The organism is Rothia sp. 27098_8_161 (genome assembly GCF_041432905.1).
Lineage (GTDB): Bacteria > Actinomycetota > Actinomycetes > Actinomycetales > Micrococcaceae > Rothia.
The window spans coordinates 17,340-35,901 of record NZ_JAPWAL010000013.1 but is presented as its reverse complement, the minus strand read 5'-3'; the positions used below and the strand labels follow the sequence as shown (position 1 = coordinate 35,901).

At 61.4% G+C, this 18,562-nt stretch carries 14 protein-coding genes and 1 riboswitch; all 14 genes read left to right on the top strand.

The window, feature by feature from the left end:
- Positions 1–26: 26 nt before the first annotated feature.
- The 14 genes from dprA to O3648_RS05705 all read left to right on the top strand — a co-directional run bounded on the left by dprA (position 27) and on the right by O3648_RS05705 (position 18,500).
- Positions 27–1,808: a DNA-processing protein DprA gene (gene dprA / locus O3648_RS05770; RefSeq protein ID WP_371569027.1), complete on the top strand. Its 1,782-nt coding sequence runs from the start codon at positions 27–29 to the stop codon at positions 1,806–1,808.
- Between the two features lie 237 nt (positions 1,809–2,045).
- Entirely contained in the window at positions 2,046–3,179 is a 1,134-nt protein-coding gene (locus tag O3648_RS05765; protein ID WP_371569026.1) for a tyrosine recombinase XerC, read from the top strand.
- A 250-nt stretch (positions 3,180–3,429) separates the two neighbouring features.
- Positions 3,430–4,329: an ACP S-malonyltransferase gene (locus O3648_RS05760; RefSeq protein ID WP_371569023.1), complete on the top strand. Its 900-nt coding sequence runs from the start codon at positions 3,430–3,432 to the stop codon at positions 4,327–4,329.
- Positions 4,330–4,445: 116 nt separating this feature from the next.
- A complete protein-coding gene (locus O3648_RS05755; protein ID WP_371569021.1) occupies positions 4,446–5,471 on the top strand; it encodes a beta-ketoacyl-ACP synthase III in 1,026 nt (341 codons plus the stop codon).
- A gap of 202 nt (positions 5,472–5,673) precedes the next feature.
- Positions 5,674–5,916 carry an acyl carrier protein gene (locus tag O3648_RS05750; protein WP_005507475.1) on the top strand — a complete coding sequence of 81 codons (243 nt, stop codon included), beginning with the start codon at positions 5,674–5,676 and terminating at the stop codon, positions 5,914–5,916.
- Positions 5,917–6,129: 213 nt separating this feature from the next.
- A complete protein-coding gene (gene fabF / locus O3648_RS05745; RefSeq protein WP_279740668.1) occupies positions 6,130–7,401 on the top strand; it encodes a beta-ketoacyl-ACP synthase II in 1,272 nt (423 codons plus the stop codon).
- A 1,159-nt stretch (positions 7,402–8,560) separates the two neighbouring features.
- Positions 8,561–8,760, top strand: a riboswitch (FMN riboswitch).
- A gap of 377 nt (positions 8,761–9,137) precedes the next feature.
- The gene (gene pnuC / locus O3648_RS05740; RefSeq protein ID WP_279740670.1) at positions 9,138–9,869 is read left to right on the top strand and encodes a nicotinamide riboside transporter PnuC; all 732 of its coding nucleotides are present in this window, start codon (positions 9,138–9,140) and stop codon (positions 9,867–9,869) included.
- A gap of 1 nt (position 9,870) precedes the next feature.
- The gene (gene ribD / locus O3648_RS05735) at positions 9,871–11,124 is read left to right on the top strand and encodes a bifunctional diaminohydroxyphosphoribosylaminopyrimidine deaminase/5-amino-6-(5-phosphoribosylamino)uracil reductase RibD (protein WP_279755059.1); all 1,254 of its coding nucleotides are present in this window, start codon (positions 9,871–9,873) and stop codon (positions 11,122–11,124) included.
- 322 nt (positions 11,125–11,446) lie between these two features.
- Positions 11,447–12,739, top strand: a complete 1,293-nt coding sequence (gene ribB, locus O3648_RS05730) for a 3,4-dihydroxy-2-butanone-4-phosphate synthase (protein WP_371569016.1) — start codon at positions 11,447–11,449, stop codon at positions 12,737–12,739.
- A gap of 8 nt (positions 12,740–12,747) precedes the next feature.
- Positions 12,748–13,551: a GTP cyclohydrolase II gene (locus O3648_RS05725; RefSeq protein WP_371569014.1), complete on the top strand. Its 804-nt coding sequence runs from the start codon at positions 12,748–12,750 to the stop codon at positions 13,549–13,551.
- Positions 13,552–13,638: 87 nt separating this feature from the next.
- The gene (gene ribH / locus O3648_RS05720; RefSeq protein ID WP_371569012.1) at positions 13,639–14,115 is read left to right on the top strand and encodes a 6,7-dimethyl-8-ribityllumazine synthase; all 477 of its coding nucleotides are present in this window, start codon (positions 13,639–13,641) and stop codon (positions 14,113–14,115) included.
- 259 nt (positions 14,116–14,374) lie between these two features.
- Positions 14,375–15,985, top strand: a complete 1,611-nt coding sequence (locus tag O3648_RS05715) for an anthranilate synthase component I (RefSeq protein ID WP_279755048.1) — start codon at positions 14,375–14,377, stop codon at positions 15,983–15,985.
- Between the two features lie 14 nt (positions 15,986–15,999).
- Positions 16,000–16,815: an indole-3-glycerol phosphate synthase TrpC gene (trpC, locus tag O3648_RS05710; RefSeq protein WP_371569011.1), complete on the top strand. Its 816-nt coding sequence runs from the start codon at positions 16,000–16,002 to the stop codon at positions 16,813–16,815.
- A gap of 266 nt (positions 16,816–17,081) precedes the next feature.
- On the top strand, positions 17,082–18,500 hold the full coding sequence (locus O3648_RS05705) for a hypothetical protein (RefSeq protein WP_371569010.1): 1,419 nt from the start codon (positions 17,082–17,084) through the stop codon (positions 18,498–18,500).
- The last annotated feature ends 62 nt before the right edge of the window (positions 18,501–18,562 follow it).

Below are 18,562 nucleotides of genomic sequence, written 5' to 3'. Positions count from 1 at the left end.
ATCACCCACGAGAGGAGAAGAACGTCATGAGTGAGAAGAAACTGAGAAAACGAGTTGAAGATACCGAATTGAAAGATTATGGGCTGAGAGAAACAGCACTGGAAGAGCAAGCGCCAGAAGAGAGCGCGGCTGAGGATTTTGTACAGGAGGTACTGCAAATCCGCCTGCCCAGTCGCACTCTGGATGTGCACGCCCTGGTGCGTGAGAGGGCGGCTCATATCCTGTCGCTGGGGCAGGAGCCTTCGCCGAGCCCATACAACGGGGCGCGGTTGCCGGGATTCCTCGCCTCCTGCCTGAACCCGGTGTATCTGGAAGAGATGAATCAGCAGAAACTGAGCCGGGAGGAACAGCCGGGAGAGGAGCTACAGGGTGAGGGGCTACAGAGCGAGCGCCCCGAACCGGCGGTGGGCACAGCCTCCAGCGGCTCTGATCCTGTACATCTGTTCACTCCTGAGCCCCTGTTCAATCCCGCCCTCAGCGCGCCGGAGCTTGAGGCGGCGTGTCGTGAGTACATCCGCTGCTGCACCGCTCAACTGATGCGCTACGCGGAGCCCGCCGATGAGCTCGTGGTCGAATCCCTCGCCAGCCTGGGTGCGCCGCTGACCCTGCACTACCTGTTGACCGGGCATATCCCGGATGAGTACACCTGGGAGAACGGCGAACCGGACGAACAGCTCAGTGAATTTCTGCACTCGGTGGGTGCGCCTGCGGCAGGGGAGTCCGCCCTGTTCTCCAGCGCGAATGGCTACTACACGCCGGGTGAGCATCAGATGAGCCGCGATAAGTTCGGCAAGTTGCTCGCGACCCGCCGCCTGCGCTGGAACCGCCGCATGGAACGCACCCTGTACGCGGAGGCGCATATGGCGGCAACCTGCGGGGCGTGGCTGGTCACTCCTGCTGATCCGCTGTGGCCGCCGCAGCTGAACGATTTGGGGCCTGCTCGACCATACGGGCTGTGGTGCCGAGGCGATTCGCGGCACCTGCTGGATTTGGCCTCTACCCCGAGCGTGGCGCTGGTCGGTTCGCGTGACCCGAGCATCTACGGTACGGAGGCGACTACCCACCTCACTGCTGAGCTGGCACGCCACGGGTACACGGTGATTTCTGGCGGTGCGATGGGTATTGATATTGCGGCGCATCGGGCGGCGCTGACCCAGCAGGGTAGCGACCTGCCGACCATCGCTTTCATGGCGGGTGGGTTGGACCGGCTGTACCCGGCGCAGAACTCGGATGCGCTGAACATGATTATTGACCGAGGGCTCATCATGAGCGAGGTAAGTGTGGGTAATACCCCCACGCGGTGGCGTTTTCTGGAGCGTAACCGACTGATTGCGGCGTTAGCGCGGCATACCATTGTGGTGGAGGCACGTTGGCGTTCCGGTGCGCTGAATACGGCTCGTCACGCAATGGAGATTGGGCGTACTCTCTGGGCGGTTCCGGGCCAGATTAACTCGCCGAATTCGGTGGGCACGAACCGTCTGCTACGTGATGGACTAGCGCAAACACTTACCGAGGCCGCCGACATTCTCGAATACGATGCCGCCGCGGGTTTCGAGCTGGGCACCGAGCACGAGAGCGAGTGGGATCAGGCTGCCTCCTCTAGCACGCTGGATGAGCTGACCGAACGGCAGAGCAGGGTCTGGGATGACTTGAGCCCGCGCTCCTACCGTGGCGTGGACGAGATTGCCGCAGCCCTTGGGTTGAGTGCTCGCGACGTGATGGCTGATCTGTTCCACCTGGAGCGCTGCGGCCTAGCGGAGAGTAGCGGAACAAGCTGGAGAAAGGTCCGCCCGGCTGTTGCAGCGTAGAAGAGCCCCTGAACACCCCTACTGAACACCTGAGGCAGTAGCGGGTTGTGAGAGCCGGTCATGACAGGGCGGCATGTAGAGGAGACTGAACCTCTCTACAATTGGGGTAGGCCTGCGCGTACTGGTGCGGAGCCTACCCCGCCGCCCTATCGGCAGATGCGTGGGGAATAGAAATACAACGTCGAGAAGCATCAATACCGCTAGACCCAGGAGCCGGAACCACGAAAGGAGGGACGCATGACCCCCGCCCGCCAGCACGAAAACTGGGCTGAAAACCGGAACGAGAACCCGGAAGAATACCGGGACGAGAACCGGGATGATGCTCCCTCTGCGACCCTGCCGGTGACCTATACCCGCAGCCTCGCCGCAGATAACCCACAGAGGCACGGTGAACGCCTGGATTCAGCCCTGCCCGGCTCCGCCTTACCTGAATCAGCGCTGGGTGTTTCTGGCGAAGTATTCCGCCCCGCCCTGGACCGTTTTGAGCGTTTTCTGCGTTATGAGAAGCACCGTTCTGAAGAGACGATTCGTTCCTATATTTCGGATTTGGAGGGCTTTTTCGGTTATATGGCGCGCCGCGGTGTGCGGCATCTGGAGAGTATTGATGCGTCCCTGATTCGTGAGTGGTTGGGTTCGCTACATCTGCGGCAGGCGGCTCGTTCTACGGTGGCTCGCCGCGGCTCGACCCTGCGTACGTTCTTCACCTGGGCTCAGGATGAGGAACTGGTGCACGCCAATCCCACGCGCGGTATGCGCACCCCCAAGCGGGAGAATCACCTGCCGCCGGTGCTGAGCCAGGAGCAGATGAACCAGTTACTGACTACTCTGCAGAAGCGCCGGGTGCAGGATCCTCGTGATGCGCGCCTGCTGCGCCTGGAAGCTGTGGTTGAGGTGCTGTACGCCTCGGGCATGCGTATCTCTGAGCTGACCGGCCTGGATTTGCAAAGTGTGGACCGGGCAAATAAGACGGTGCGCGTGCTGGGTAAGGGCAATAAGGAGCGAGTGGTGCCGTTGGGTACCCCGGCGCTCAAGGCGTTGAATCGTTGGGTTTCGTATGGTCGTCCGCAGTGGATTCCGGAGGGCGCTCAGGGCGTGACGGCTCTGTTTATTGGTCCTCGGGGTGGGCGTGCGAATGCCCGTCAGATTCGTGAGGATCTGACCCGCTTGCTGCGCACGGTGGAGAACACAACCGCCTCGGGTGCGCACGTTTTGCGTCATTCGGCGGCGACTCATCTGGTTGATGGTGGTGCCGATATTCGTTCGGTGCAGGAGCTATTGGGGCATTCGTCGTTGGCGACCACGCAGATTTACACGCACGTGTCGATGAAGCGTCTGGCGGAGACGTATGCTCGGGCGCATCCGCGAGCATAGGGGTGGAACCCGAAAGTTAGCTGTCTCTCTATTTGAATCTTGCCCGTGCGGGTTGTACGAATGGGTGAATTCAATCTAAGCTATACACTGTTCAATGTCTATCTGGATATCCTGTGCACCCTAAACTTTCTGCACAGCGATGTTTATGCAAAGCCGCTGAACAAGGTAGCATAGGTAACAGACTAACCGTGGTATCCGTCTCTACGGAGGCACCGCGTACGAGTATTAAAAACTAGAAAGGTCGCACCGCATGCGCGCACTCGTTTGCCCCGGACAGGGTTCTCAGAAGAAAGGCTTCCTGAGCCCCTGGCTCGAGATTGAAGGTGTGCGTGAGCACCTGGAACGACTCTCCGAAGCGGCAGGCATCGACCTAATTCACTACGGCACTGAAGCCGAAGAAGAAACCATCAAGGACACCGCAATCGCCCAGCCCCTCATCGTGGCTGCAGGCATCGTCACCGGTCGTCTCGCACTGCACGAACTGGACGGTGAAGAGCTCATCTTCGCGGGCCACTCCGTCGGCGAAATCACAGCAGCGGCACTTGCAGGCGTACTCAGCGACGAAGACGCAATGCGTTTCGTGCGCGTGCGCGCCAACGGCATGGCGGAGGCGGCAGCCGCCTCCCCGACCGGCATGGCTGCAGTACTCGGAGGCGTTGAAGAAAACGTCCGCGAAGCCATCGACGCAGCAGGCCTCGTCGCAGCAAACTCCAACGGCGGCGGCCAGATCGTAGCCGCAGGCCCCATCCCCGCCATTGAAGCATTCGCCGCGAACCCGCCCGCACGCGCACGCGTCATCCCTCTGAAGGTCGCTGGCGCATTCCACACCGAGGCAATGGCACCCGCCGTGCCCGCACTGGAAGAGTTCGCCGTAGCCCTGCAGGTATCCGACCCGACCTCCGCGCTGCTGACCAACCGCGATGGTTCCGCAGTGGCATCCGGTGAAGAGTTCGTCAAGACCCTCGTCTCCCAGGTGACCAGCCCCGTGCGCTGGGATTTGTGCATGGCAACCCTGGTTGAACGTGAAGTCACCAGCATTATCGAGATCGCCCCCGCAGGCACTCTGGTCGGCCTGGCAAAGCGCGCGATGCGTGGCGTGCCCGGCACCTCCATCAACGCTCCCGAGGACCTCGCCTCACTGAAGGGCTAAACGCCAGAGGAGAGAACCCAGCTCTCCCTGCGCTAGGAACCCTTCACACTAGACATGCACTTTAGACATGCGAGGCACACAGTGCCTTGCGAGCATCAGCACTAAGGATTGAATACGTGACTACCCTCAAGCAGTACGAAATCAACCGCTACTCCCGCATCCTCGGTTACGGCGCAGCCCGCGGTGAGGTCATCGTCCCCAACGATGACATCGTTGAGGCAATCGACTCCTCCGACGAGTGGATAAAGCAGCGCACTGGTATCGCAACTCGCCACCGCGCCAGCAAAAACCAGTCCGTAACTGACCTCGCCATCGGTGCCGCCAAGGACGCCCTGGCGGCATCCGGTGTAGCCGGTGAGGACATTGAGGCGGTCATCATCTCGACCATCTCGCACCCCTACGCAACCCCCTCCCTGGCAACCCTGGTCGCCGATGCAATCGGCTCCAAGTGCCCCGCATACGATATCTCCGCAGCGTGTGCAGGTTTCTGCTACGGCATCGCCCAGGCAGACGCCCTCGTCCGCGCAGGCACCGCAAAGCACGTGCTGGTCATCGGCGTTGAGAAGCTCTCCGACTTCATTGACAACACCGAACGCACCATCTCCTTCCTGCTCGGCGACGGCGCAGGCGCAGCAGTCGTGGGCGTTTCCGACGAACCCGGTATCGCTCCCACTGTATGGGGTTCGGACGGCTCCCGCTGGGGCACCGTTGGCATGGACCGCTCGATGCTAGACATTCGCAACCGCGACTTCGTAGCAAACCCCGTGCAGGAAGGCGAAAAGATCTGGCCCACCCTGCGCCAGGACGGCCCCTCCGTCTTCCGCTGGGCAGTATGGGAAATGGCAAAGGTCGCCAAGCAGGCACTCGAAACCGCCGGCATCACCCCCGACGAGCTTGGCGCGCTCATCCCGCACCAGGCAAACGCCCGCATCATTGACCAGATGGTCAAGACCCTCAAGCTTCCCGACACGGTGGCAGTGGCACGCGATATCGTTGATGCTGGTAACACCTCCGCCGCATCGGTTCCCCTCGCCGCACACCGCCTGCTTAAGGAGAACCCGGAACTCTCCGGCAAGTTCGCCCTGCAGATTGGCTTCGGTGCCGGCCTGGCATTCGCAGCTCAGGTAGTCGTCCTTCCCTAAGGAAAACCACAAGAGCCCGATGCTCACCGCCCCTCATAACCGGCACCACGCCGGTGTACGAGAAAGAAAATAAAGCGGGAAAGCATCCCCTAAACTCCGAGTTGCCGCATGCGTACACCACGTAGACACGATAAACTCGGTAATGCACACGTACCCCCACCCGGCGGGTGCGATGACCATCGAACAACAAAGGAGCCCCTGAATGGCTAACAAGGAAGAGATCCTCGCAGGTCTGGCAGAAATCGTTAACGAAGAGACCGGCGTTGAGGTTGAGGACGTTCAGCTAGACAAGTCCTTCACCGAGGACCTGGACATCGACTCCATCTCGATGATGACCATCGTCGTGAACGCTGAGGAGAAGTTCGAGGTGACCATCCCGGACGAAGAGGTCAAGAACCTCAAGACCGTTGGCGACGCAGTCGAGTTCATCGCGAACGCTGCCTAAGCTATCACCAATAACGATGCGGCGCGGGCTCTCACCGGCCCGCGCCGCATCGCTGTTTACCCAACTAACCCAATACACCCCGGGAATACAGCGAGGAACCCGCAGTGCGGACCCCACGCGGAACACACACGTATACCCCCCGGGACCTACAGGTTTTTATCCACACACCACCGGATAAACCACCAAATCGACCACCGAAGAGAAAGTGCCACAATGTCTCGAAAAGTGCTGGTGACCGGCCTCGGCGCGACCACCCCCATTGGCGGCGACGTCCCCACCACCTGGGAAAACGCAACCAAGGGCGTATCTGGTGTATCTACCCTTGATTACCCCTGGGTCAAGGAATACGACCTGCCCGTATACATTGCAGGCCAGCTCGCCGTGCCCGCCCTCGAATCCGGCCGCCTCACCAAGGTAGAAGCAAAGCGCCTGGATCCCTCGGGTCAGCTCGCCCTCATCGCCGCACGCGAAGCATGGGAAGACGCAGGCTTCACCGGCCCCGACGCCGACTCTGCAGAAGAAGTTGACCCCGAGCGCACCGGCGTAGCCTTCGGCACCGGCATTGGTGGCGTGTGGACCCTCCTCGACGCATGGGACACCCTCCGTGAGAAGGGTCCCCGCCGCGTCCTACCCATGACTGTTCCGATGCTCATGCCCAACGGTAACGCAGCAGCAGTCTCCATGAACCTCAAGGCACGTGCCGCAGCGCAGACCGTCGTCTCCGCATGTGCATCCTCCACCGAGGCCATGCAGCTGGGTGCCGAAATGATTCGTAGCGGCAAGGCTGACGTGGTCATCGTTGGTGGCGCTGAAGCAGCTATCCACCCGCTACCCATGGCAGCATTCGCCAAGATGCAGGCACTCTCCTCCCGCAACAACGAACCCGAAAAGGCATCCCGCCCCTACGACGTTGACCGCGATGGCTTCGTCATGGGTGAAGGTGCAGCAGCACTCATCCTCGAATCTGAAGAGCATGCCAAGGCACGCGGCGCACGCGTCTACGCGGAACTAGCAGGCACCGGCGTATCCGCCGACTCCTACCACATCACCGCACCGGACCCCGCAGCACTCGGCGCAACCCGCGCACTGCGTGAAGCCCTCGAAGATGGCAACATTGACCCGAAGACCGTCGTGCACATCAACGCGCACGCCACCAGTACCCCTGCCGGTGACCTGCCTGAAGCAACCGCAATGCACGAAACCTTCGGCGAGCACACCAAGAACATCGCCGTCTCCGCAACCAAGTCCATGACCGGCCACCTGCTCGGCGGTGCGGGTGCCCTTGAGGCTGTGCTGACCGTCCTGGCTCTGCACCACCGCATCGCACCCTGCACCATCAACCTGGACAACAAGGACCCCCAGATTGACCTGGATGTGGTGACCGAGGCTCGCGAGCTACCCGCCGGCGACATCGTGGCACTGTCGAACTCCTTCGGTTTCGGCGGTCACAATGCTGTTGTAGCGTTCCGCTCAGTAGAGGGCTAAAACTCTTCGACAGCCTCATAGAAAGGGCACGTCGGAAATGCTAGCGGGGGAGTGCCCTCTCTGCGGCGTCCCTAATCATCAATAACCCAGCCGCCTTGAGGATGGAGTCCCGTCGCATTCCCGAGAGGCACCCTCTGGAGGCTTGGCAATAAACAGGGGCGCCTGCGATAGATGTCTATCGTAGGCGCCCCTGTTTTCGTATGAAGTTTTACCTGCGGGTTAGTTGTTTGAGAAGTTATACCGTACACCGCTCGCGGGGGAGTGCCCCCACCTCGCGTGTCCGGTACACACTCTAGGTCGCCTGCTCCTCGGGGAAAGATATAAAGGGGTAGCTTCTCGGGGTAGTTTGCCTCAGTCCGGGGCATATGAGGTCGGTGTGGGGCTGAGTTTCGTGTGCAGCTCTCCTGAGTGTGGGTAGGCAGGGTTTTACACGTTATAAACGGGTGGCGTATTCGCTCCTGTACTGCGAATACGCCACCCAAACACACCACACTCCACAAGACAATGCAGAGCGCACGGGATCAACCATCCCGTAAGGTTCCCGTAACTCCCATCGCGCACCGCGGTAGGCGACGACAGAAGAATGGGAGTTTATGACCGGTTGACACACACAGAGCCCCATAGAAAGGTGGACGCTGTGCGTTCTTCTGGAAGTTTATCGGAAGAGCTCCCCTGCCGGTTCCGCTTTTCTAGCTTCAAATGGCAGAAGCTTAAGGGTTTGATGTGAGTGCTCGGATGGTCCGAATCATGTCGTTCCCAACGGAACCGGTTTATCGGTGATGGGCGCTCCTGTAGATAAGAATAACCTTAAACCACCCCTGAACTAATCCTTAAACCAATAATTTAACCTTATTTTATAATTCCTTGTCGTAAAGGTAGTGATGGGTGTTCAATATGCTCTGGGTAATCCGCTGGAAACCGCTGTAACTCCTTGGCCTGTTTAGCACTCTCCACCGTTATGAAACCGTGATAAATCATCCCCGAAAAGTTGAAGAACAGAACTCCTAAATGACTCCACAGGTGACTGTCGATAGAAGCAAGCTGATGGGTCTTGAAAACGTACTCGGAACGTGGTCACAAAACGTCATCTTGTCACGGAAGTTATCCCAGAGAAAACAAATTAAAACCCCGGCGTGCGCTGTGGCATAATCAGTATCAACATCGTGCTCCGGGGTCGGTGAAATTCCGAACCGGCGGTCACAGCCCGCGAACCACTCTCGCAGGCAGGCAAAGAATCATACGAATCTTCGCATCCGGGCAGGACGCCAAGACTCCGCTAGAGACGCCCGCTTGCAAGAGAGGCCGAACCGGTGAAAATCCGGTGCCGACAGTACAGTCTGGATGGAAGGTAGCACGAGCAGAAAAAGGCAGGAGCGCACTCCGCCGAGCCTCCCGAGAAACCTCGAGGTAGCGTGTAGGGTGCACCGAAGCAGTTATTTGAGAAAACTGTTGCTCGAGAAAAATACTTGAGAAAACCGTTGCCCAAGGGCACAGCGGTTTTCTGTATGACGGGGGAGAGGCACCTTTCGTAGGTGCCGGTACATTATTCCCCTCGACCGCAGTCACTGATTTCAGCCATGGTAGGCTGATTCGCCGCTCACGCCTCAGCACGGATACCGGGCACTCCCTAAGAAGCCCGCGTTAGCCGCGCCTTTTTCTGTTCCTCTCCCCGGAGCCGCCGCAGATGCGCACACAGCGCATCCGACACACGGTCCAACTCAGAGAGGAAAGAAACAATGGACATTGTGCGGTGGCTCTTCGACGCACAAATTCACGTGGGGGACCAGTCTCTCCTCGTGCGCGAAGTTCTCGGAAACGCATTCGGCTTGGCATCGGCGCTCGGTGGCATGCGACGCAAAGTATGGGCGTGGCCCGTCGGCATTCTCGGCAACCTACTGCTCCTCACCGTCTTCCTGGGCGCCCTCGTCGGCAGCCCGCACCCCGTGACCATGCTCGGCCAGGCAGGCCGACAGGTCATGTTTATTGCCGTGTCCATCTGGGGCTGGCACCGCTGGCGCGTAACCCGCGCCTCCGGCGGTGACGCCTCCGAAGGTGTCGCGGTAATCCCCAAGTGGGCTACCAACACCGAACGCACAGGCCTGGTCGTCGCTATGGTTGCAGGTACTCTGCTGCTCACCCCCATCTTCCGCGCCCTCGGCTCCTACGAACCGGTCTGGTCCGACGCCTGGATCTTCACCGGCTCACTGCTCGCCACTTACGGTATGGCGCGCGGTTGGGTTGAATTCTGGCTCATCTGGGTTGCCGTTGACCTGGTCGGTGTGCCGCTACTGTGGAACGCAGGCTACTACGCAACCTCCTTCATGTACGTGTTCTACGGATGCTTCACCCTGATTGGCTTCTTCGTCTGGTGGCGCACCCGCAACCTGGAGGCGCAGAAGACTCAGGTGCAGACCCAGTTCCCCGACGTGGCCGTTGAGGTAACCGATGTACAGAAGGGTCGTGCTTAAGATGTCGCAGAACCCCTCGCTGCAGGTGCTGGCGAGCGCACACCAGCCCGCAACTGTTGCCCCGAGTGTATCTTTGCCGCACAACGATTTGGACTACTCCGCCGCGGAGTACGGGCACCTTGCCGGGCTGGCCGCCGCACGCACTCTCCAGCTGCCCGGCCCCGAGCAGACTCTCAGCCACGCAGAAGCTATGACCCTGGCACTGCAGGCGGCACGCCAGGGTATCCGCGGCGCGAACCCGCTTGTCGGCGCCGTTATCACCGACGCGCACGGGCACGTGCTGCACGTGGGCTACCACCGAGGTGCAGGCACCCCGCACGCCGAAGCCGACGCTCTCGCCGCCGCCCGTGCTGCGGGAACTGACCTTACCGGCGCCCGCATGTACGTGAGTCTCGAGCCCTGCAACCATACCGGACGCACCGGCCCCTGCTCCCACGCCGTCGCCGAGGCGGGTATCAGCGAACTCTACTACGCCTACAGCGACGACACCGAAAATGCAGCGGGAGGCGCCGCCTACCTGCGCTCGCAGGGCGTCACCGTGCACGCCATGGAGGAATTCGCGAACGCATCCTACCTGCTGAATGAGCGCTGGTTTATTGCCGCCGCCGAACGCCGCCCTTTCATCACCGCAAAGAGCGCCTCCACCCTGGATGGGTTTATTGCGGCAGCTGACGGCACGAGCAAGTGGATTACCGGCCCCGCAGCGCGCATTGATGGGCATCTGATTCGTCACCGCTCCGACGCCGTTATGATCGGCACCCGAACAACTCTCATGGACGACCCGACCCTGGATGCGCGCGACGCCAACGGGGAACGCTTCAAGAAGCAGCCGCTGCGCGTGGTTATGGGCAAGACCGAGATTGCCGAGAACTACCGTGTGCGCGGTCTCAACCCGCCCGAAGGCGTGGAGGCGGACCCGCAGAACTTCCTGCAGGTCTTCACCCACGATCCTCGCGAACTGCTCGACGAGCTGTACGCCCGCGGGGTACGGCACCTCATGATTGAGGGCGGCCCCGGCATGGTCGGCCTCTTCGCCGGTGAAGACCTCATCGACGAGATGGTCTGGTACCGCGCTCCCATGATCATGGGGCAAGGTAAGAGCGCCGTGTACCGTCTGTTCGTGGACACCCTGGCGCAGGCACTGCGCATGAAGCTGGATGACCTGGGCATGTTCCCGGCGGTGCGCGTGCTCGGCAATGACACCGCAACGCACCTGGTGCCGGCACCTCGCGGAACTGCGCAGGACTCCGGGTAGCGGCGCACCCCGGCGAAGCTGGATGCCTGCCACGCGCCCGAACCGAGGCTGGACTAGTCGCGGCTGGACTAGCATCCGCCTGGGTTGAGCGCGGGCGGGGGAGTAGTACCTCAAGGAGAACCTCCGCCTGCGCCCGAATAGTTGGCGCTGGCTAGTTCATGCCAGCTGATTCATACCGGCTGGTTCGCATGCTGGCACAAAACCTCCCCGTCACGGGGAATATTCGAAAAATACGTATAGTTATACCGACGAACAAACCATCGCCGCCCGTCGCCCTCAACGACGACGCCCCGGCGGACACGGCGAGAAAAGGAAAGCACACATGTTTACCGGAATCATTGGCGCCCTCGGCACCGTAGAATCCATCACTCCCATCGAAGGTAGCGACGCAGCCTACCTGACCCTCAACGCCGGAGATGTCGTCGCCGACCTCGAACACGGCGGATCCCTCGCCGTCAACGGTGTATGCCTCACCGCTATCGACCTCGACCAGCTACAGCCCGGCCAGTTCCGCGCCTACGCCATGGGCGAGACGCTGCGCCGCACCAACCTCGGCAACCTGAACCCGGGTGACACCGTCAACCTGGAGCGCTGCCTGCCCGCCGGTGGCCGCTTCGACGGTCACGTCGTGCAGGGTCACGTGGATGCGGTGGGCACCCTCGCATCCGTTACTGCGCACGAGGCATGGAGTACCCTGCGCTTCAACTTGCCCGCCGACCTGGCACCCCTGCTCGCTGAGAAGGGATCCATCGCTGTTTCTGGAGTGTCTCTGACCGTCACCGCAGTATCTGAGCCCGGCGAAACCCCCGCGTGGTTCGAGGTTGGCCTGATTCCCGAAACTCTGAAGGCAACCAACCTCGGCGCTCTCAAGGTCGGCGACAGCGTGAACCTTGAGACCGATGCGCTCGCTAAGTACGTGCAACGTCTGACCGCGTTCGCTGGCGTACCGCAGACCGGCCCTGCACACTCCGGTGAGCAGGTTGCGCCGCGCCGCGCCGACGCCGCAACCGTCCTTGACAGCGTGCAGACCGCAGTGGACGCTATCGCCGCAGGTCGCGCCGTAGTCGTCGTCGACGATGAAGACCGCGAAAACGAAGGCGATATCATCTTCGCTGCCGAGCACGCAACCCCCGAGCTGATGGGCTTCATGATCCGCTACACCTCCGGCGTGGTCTGCGCGCCCCTGAGCAATAAGCGTGCCGACGAGATGAACCTGCCGCCCATGGTTGCCAACAACGAGGACCCCAAGGGCACCGCATACACCGTCTCTTGCGATGCGGCATCCGGCGTGAGCACCGGCATCTCCGCGGCAGATCGCGCACGCACCGTGCAGATCCTCGCGGATACTTCCTCCACCCCGGCTGACATCACCCGCCCGGGCCACATCTTCCCGCTGCGCGCCGTTGACGGCGGCGTGGCGGAGCGTCCCGGCCACACTGAAGCCGCAGTGGAACTCTCCCGCGCGGCGGGCCTGTCCGGTGTGGGTGTTATCGCCGAGGTCGTGCACGACGACGGTTCCATGATGCGTTTCGACGCCCTGCGCGCCTTCGCCACCGAACATAACCTACCCATGATCTCTATCGAAGACCTCATCAAGTACGTAGATAAAGCGTAGGAGAACGCATGAGCGAAAACCCTAACACCCAGGCAACGCCGGGCACCTCCGTAGCGGGTACCTTGGCAGGTCCGGTCATCCTGGTCGAGCCGGTTGAGGCGCAGGCTGAAGAGCTCAGCGCCAAATCCCTGAGCATCGCCTCCCAGCTCGCTGAAGGCTATCGAGTCAGCCCCCTCGACATGGTGCCCAGCCCCAGCCCGCTGCTGGTCGAAAGCACCGAAGAGGTCGCCGTACCCACCCCCCAGGGTCTGTTCGGTTTGCGCGCCTGGCGATTTGCAGATGGTGCCGAGCACCTCAGTGCCCGTGCCCTCGACCCTGATGGTGCCCCCGTACCTGCCGAGGATGGGGGAGCGCCCGCAGTACGTGTCCATTCTGAATGCGCCACCGGTGACATTTTCGGTTCCTTCCGATGCGATTGCGGCCCCCAGCTGGAGAACGGCCTGCGCATCCTCAACCGCACCGGCGGGTACCTCATCTACGTGCGCAACCACGAAGGACGCGGCATCGGCCTGGTCAACAAGCTCCGTGCCTACGCGCTGCAGGATGCCGGACTCGACACCCTCGACGCGAACCTGGTGCTCGGCCTGGACGGCGACATGCGAGACTACTCGCAGGCGGCACTGATCCTGCAGGAACTCGGTGTGAACGAGCTGAGGCTCGTGACCAACAACCCCGCCAAGCGGGAGGCGCTCGAAAGCCTCGGGCTGCAGGTTACCGAACTCATCCCGGACGAAATTCCCGCTCGAGTCGAGAACGCACACTACCTGCAGACCAAGCGTGAGCGCATGCGCCACATGCTCAAAAGCGCATAGCGCACAGATTAGAAACCCTGCAGATAGCCCGTGTAACCCCCTGCACACTAAACTTTTCAAAAACCCACAACCCACAAGGAGAACACAATGAGCGGCGTAGGCGCAGCAGATATCACCCTCAACCCCGAAGACTACAAGGACTTCAAGCTCGCAATCGTAGCGGCAAGCTGGCACACCCAGGTCATGGACGGCCTCATCGACGGTGCGCAGCGTGCAGCACGCGACGCAGGCCTCGAGCCGACCCTCGTGCGCGTTCCCGGTACCTTCGAACTGCCCGTCGCAGCAACCCGCCTCGCTGAGAAGTTTGACGCAATCGTCGCGCTCGGCGTGGTGATCCGCGGCGGCACCCCCCACTTCGACTACGTCTGCCAGGGCGCAACCAACGGCCTGACCGACGTGTCCGTGCTGACCGGCCGCCCCATCGGCTTCGGCGTGCTCACCTGCGACAACGAGCAGCAGGCACTCGACCGTGCAGGCCTGGAAGGTTCTAACGAAGATAAGGGCTACGAGGCAACCGCAGCGGCACTGCAGACCGCAGCAACCCTCAAGCAGTTCAGCAACTAACACCACTGAACGGTACGCGGCTCAGTTTCACGAAGAGACCTATTGACTCTTCACCGTGAAACTGGGTTGCAGCACCGGTTAAACTGAAACAATCCGCGCACCGGGCTTACCGGGCTTTATCAGGCATAATCGGGCGTCTATGAATCTGGCATGTATGCACCAGAAAGATACACGCCGGCACATACGGTAAACCCCCGCGCGGCAGCTAAGGGACACAGCACACCGACGCGCTCCCACCCCAACACCAAGGAGTACAGCAATGCAGGATTTGGGTACTATCACCCCCAGCCTCGAAGAATTCCGCGCCCGCGCAGCCAGCACCCGCGTCATTCCCGTACACATCAAAATCCTCGCCGACTCACTCACCCCCATCGGCATCTACCGAGCCCTCGTACTCCAAAACGACCAGGGCGAACCGGTCGAAGCAGCCCACGGTACCTTCCTGCTCGAATCCGCCAAAATCTCTGCAGAAGGCGAATCCGCAGCCTGGGACCGCTACTCCTTCATCGGCGCGTCCTCCCGCTCCACTCTCACCACCGTCGACGGCGCAGTCCACTGGCAGGGACGCACCCCCGCTGGCGCACCCGTCGACGGCGACCCCGTAGAAGCCATCGCCAAGACCCTGCAGATGCTCTACACCGAACCCGACCCGACCCTGCCGCCGCTCACCTCCGGATTGGTCGGCTACCTCGGCTGGGACGTCGTCCGCCACTGGGAGCACCTACCCTTCCCGCCTGCTGATGACGTGAACCTACCCGAATTTGCACTCAACATGGTCTCCGACATGGCAATCCACGACAATAAGGACGGCACCGTCCTGCTCGTCGCCAACGCCATCAACTTCAACGGCACCAGCGAAAACGTCGACGGCGCCTACGAAGACGCCGTCGCGCGCCTGCACAGCATGCTCCGCCGCCTACAGCGCGGCGCCGCAGCCACCACCTCCATTCTCTCCGGCGTGGCAGACGTAGACCGTAAGGTCCGCGAAGACGTCACCCTCACCTGGAGCGAACAAGGCTTCAAGGACGCCATCGACCGCTCCAAGAAAAACATCATCGACGGCGACGTCTTCCAAATCGTGCTCTCACGCCGATTCGAAGCCGAAACCAACGCCAAGGCCCTCGACGTGTACCGTGTACTGCGCCAGTCCAACCCCTCGCCGTACATGTACCTCTTCAACTTCGAAGATAGCAACGGCACCCCCTTCCATATTGTCGGATCCTCCCCGGAGGCGCTCGTCACCCTCAAGGACGGCATCGCCAGCACCCACCCCATCGCCGGTTCCCGCCCGCGCGGCGCAACCCGCGAAGAGGACCTCGCGCTCGCTGAGGAGTTGCTCGCAGACCAGAAGGAACGCTCTGAACACCTTATGCTCGTCGACCTGGCACGCAACGACCTCTCGCGCATCGCCAAGCCCGGCACTGTGTCCGTCGACCAGTTCATGATCATTGAGCGTTTCAGCCACATCATGCACATTTCATCCGCCGTTAGCGCCGAACTCGACCCGCAGTTCAGTGCCTACGATGTGCTACGTGTCGCCTTCCCGGCGGGCACCCTTTCCGGCGCGCCCAAGCCGCGCGCCATGCAGCTCATCGACGAATATGAACCCACCCGCCGCGGCGTCTACGGCGGCGTGTGCGGCTACTTTGACTTCGCCGGCAACATGGACATGGCAATCGCCATCCGCACCGCCGTACTCAAGGAAGGCACCGCCTACGTACAGGCAGGTGCAGGCCTCGTCATGGACTCCAACCCGGACTCCGAAACCCTCGAAACCGTCAACAAGTCCGCCGCCCCGCTGCGCGCCGTGCTGACCGCCTCCGGCCTGGCACCGCTGGACGCAGACGCAGCCGTCAACGCCACCAAGTAACCCAAGGAGACACCATGAGCACCGTTCTCGACGAGATCATTGTCGGCGTCCGCGAAGACCTCGCCGCCCGTGTACAGCAGGTTCCCCTTGAGGAAATAAAGAAGCGCGCCCTCGCAGCTGCACCCGCCCGCGATGCACTCGACTCCCTACGCGGCGAAGTACCCGGCGGCGGCAACGGCACCACCGCACGCATTATTTCTGAGGTGAAGCGCTCCTCACCCTCCAAGGGTGCACTCGGCGAAATCCCGGACCCCGCCGCGCTCGCCGCACGCTACGAAGCAGGGGGCGCCGCAGCAATTTCCGTGCTCACCGAACAGCGCCAATTCAACGGCTCCCTCGCCGATCTTGACGCAGTCCGCGCCGCCGTGAACATCCCCGTGCTGCGCAAGGACTTCACCGTCGACGAATACCAGATCTGGGAGGCACGCGCACACGGCGCCGACCTGGTGCTGCTCATTGTTGCAGCCCTCGACGAGCAGACCCTGTGCGAGTTCCTCGAACTCACCGAATCGCTCGGCATGAATGCCCTCGTCGAAACCCACACCCCCGAAGAAATCGAAGTCGCCCAGCGCATCGGCGCCAAGATTGTGGGCATCAACGTGCGTAACCTCAAGACCCTCGAAGTCAACAACGAGCACTACGCATCCCTCGCAGCGCACCTGCCCAACTCCGTCATCAAGGTCGCTGAATCCGGTGTCGCCGGCATCGAGGACGTGCGCGCCTACGCCGGCGCTGGCGCTGATGCCGTACTCATCGGTGAAGCGCTGGTACGCTCCGGCGATCCGGAGGGTACCGTGCGTGAATTCTCCAAGGTGCCTGTGACCCGATAGGTCGTTCTCTTGTCATAAGGCCGGTGTCTGCCATGAAGCAGGCACCGGCCTTACTCTTTCTTAACGTCATATTACCCGCAAGTCGTGCGTTCACATTGAGATGCAGTCAGTTCGTTGATAGTCTACCCAAGGATAGTTCACCAAACTGCACTACATATATTGATTGGGTAACACGCACCACATCAAATGGACGCGGTGTCGGGACATCCATCATGCGTCCACACTACACTCGCGAGAATACTATGCCTCAAGCCCCAGAAAAATCTGTGTCCTTCATCGAACGCACCCTCTCTTCCGGTTCCTCCACCCGTCCCGTGCCCACCCTCGAAGCATCGCGTTCCTCAGCTGAAACCCTGGGGAGTAACACCGAGTTAACCAACCTCCAGAAGCTGGCCGCCTACCGCACCTGGATGCCCGCCCTCATCATCTGGGCACTAGCCTGCGCAACCCACCTCGGCACCTTCGCGTACTCGCTCGCAGAGGACCAGCGAAACCCCCTCAGCCACGAGAACAAGAGCCATAATGGTTTCCTCTCCTACCTCAACATATGGGACGCCGGCTGGTACCGGGGAATCTATAAGGAGTGGTACCCCACCGAGTTGCCCCTCCGCGCCGACGGGTCAGTATCCTTCAACTCCTGGGCGTTCATGCCCCTCCACTCAATGATCAGCGGTAAAGTCGCTGACATTTTCGGTATCGAGTACCGCCTTGCCGCGGTCGGAGTCAGCCTCGCCGCCGGCCTTGCTCTGGCGGTCGTGCTCTACCGTCTCTTCGTCGGTAGCCTGAACTGGCGTGACCGTGGGGTCTTCGACACTCGCGCACTCGTTGGCGATGAGAGTCGAAACCGCATCGCGTTGTGGGCGCTCGCCGTGTACGCGTTCAGCCCCGCGAGCCCCATCTTCGTCACCGGTTATGCTGAGGCTCTTTCTACTCTGCTCCTTGCCCTGAGTGTTTGGTGTGTGGTGCGTAGCCGCTATATCCTGCTCCTTCCCGTGGCTCTTCTGACGGCGCTGTCGCGCCCTCTGGGTGTACCGCTCGGTGCATTTGTGGGCCTGTGGTGGCTGTGGTGCACCGTTTCTGACTATCTCACCCGCCGCACCGGTGAACCCTCGCAATCCGTACTATCGGACGTATGGGCTGCGTTCCGCGGACGCATCGGTCAGCTCCTCGGCGCGCTACTGGTCTGCAGTTTCGCTTTCGTGCACCCCCTGCACGCAGCTCTGCGCACTGGACGTATGGACGCCTACCTCGCCACAGAACTCGGCTGGAGCTTCCGCAAGGTCGAAGACGGCCACCAGTACTTGGCCCAGTGGGTCCACCAGTTCAACCTCTACGTCGTAGGCTCCGTACCCGCCATCATCATGTGGGTTACCCTGGTGCTCCTCATCCTGAGCTTCTACTGGTGGATGTCACAGAAGTTCACCCGCACCCTGCTACACCCCGCCCTGTGGCTGTGGACCGCCTGCTACGCCGGATACCTGTTCATCTTCTGGCTCCCGACGTCATCCACCCTACGTATTCTGTTGCCGCTATTCCCCCTGTCGCTGCTGATTGCAGCCTACCTGCCGAAGAGCCGCATGTACCGCCTCCTGCTGGTGCTGATGGGTCTGCTCGGCTCCGCCCTGTGGATGCGTCTGCTCTGGGGCGGCCCGGACATTATTGGTCCCGTCTGGCTGTTGCCCTAAAAATGGGTTAGTTGTTTGAGATGGCATACCGGACGCCGCTCGCGGGGGAGTGCCCCCTCTTC

What these genes read in the sequence shown, in the direction of transcription:
- O3648_RS05725 (WP_371569014.1), top strand. Translation starts at nt 12,748, where the DNA reads ATGAGCGAAAACCCTAACACCCAGGCAACGCCGGGCACCTCCGTAGCG.
- O3648_RS05715 (WP_279755048.1), top strand. Translation starts at nt 14,375, where the DNA reads ATGCAGGATTTGGGTACTATCACCCCCAGCCTCGAAGAATTCCGCGCC.
- O3648_RS05760 (WP_371569023.1), top strand. Translation starts at nt 3,430, where the DNA reads ATGCGCGCACTCGTTTGCCCCGGACAGGGTTCTCAGAAGAAAGGCTTC.
- dprA (WP_371569027.1), top strand. Translation starts at nt 27, where the DNA reads ATGAGTGAGAAGAAACTGAGAAAACGAGTTGAAGATACCGAATTGAAA.
- fabF (WP_279740668.1), top strand. Translation starts at nt 6,130, where the DNA reads ATGTCTCGAAAAGTGCTGGTGACCGGCCTCGGCGCGACCACCCCCATT.
- ribD (WP_279755059.1), top strand. Translation starts at nt 9,871, where the DNA reads ATGTCGCAGAACCCCTCGCTGCAGGTGCTGGCGAGCGCACACCAGCCC.
- O3648_RS05750 (WP_005507475.1), top strand. Translation starts at nt 5,674, where the DNA reads ATGGCTAACAAGGAAGAGATCCTCGCAGGTCTGGCAGAAATCGTTAAC.
- O3648_RS05765 (WP_371569026.1), top strand. Translation starts at nt 2,046, where the DNA reads ATGACCCCCGCCCGCCAGCACGAAAACTGGGCTGAAAACCGGAACGAG.
- trpC (WP_371569011.1), top strand. Translation starts at nt 16,000, where the DNA reads ATGAGCACCGTTCTCGACGAGATCATTGTCGGCGTCCGCGAAGACCTC.
- ribH (WP_371569012.1), top strand. Translation starts at nt 13,639, where the DNA reads ATGAGCGGCGTAGGCGCAGCAGATATCACCCTCAACCCCGAAGACTAC.
- pnuC (WP_279740670.1), top strand. Translation starts at nt 9,138, where the DNA reads ATGGACATTGTGCGGTGGCTCTTCGACGCACAAATTCACGTGGGGGAC.
- ribB (WP_371569016.1), top strand. Translation starts at nt 11,447, where the DNA reads ATGTTTACCGGAATCATTGGCGCCCTCGGCACCGTAGAATCCATCACT.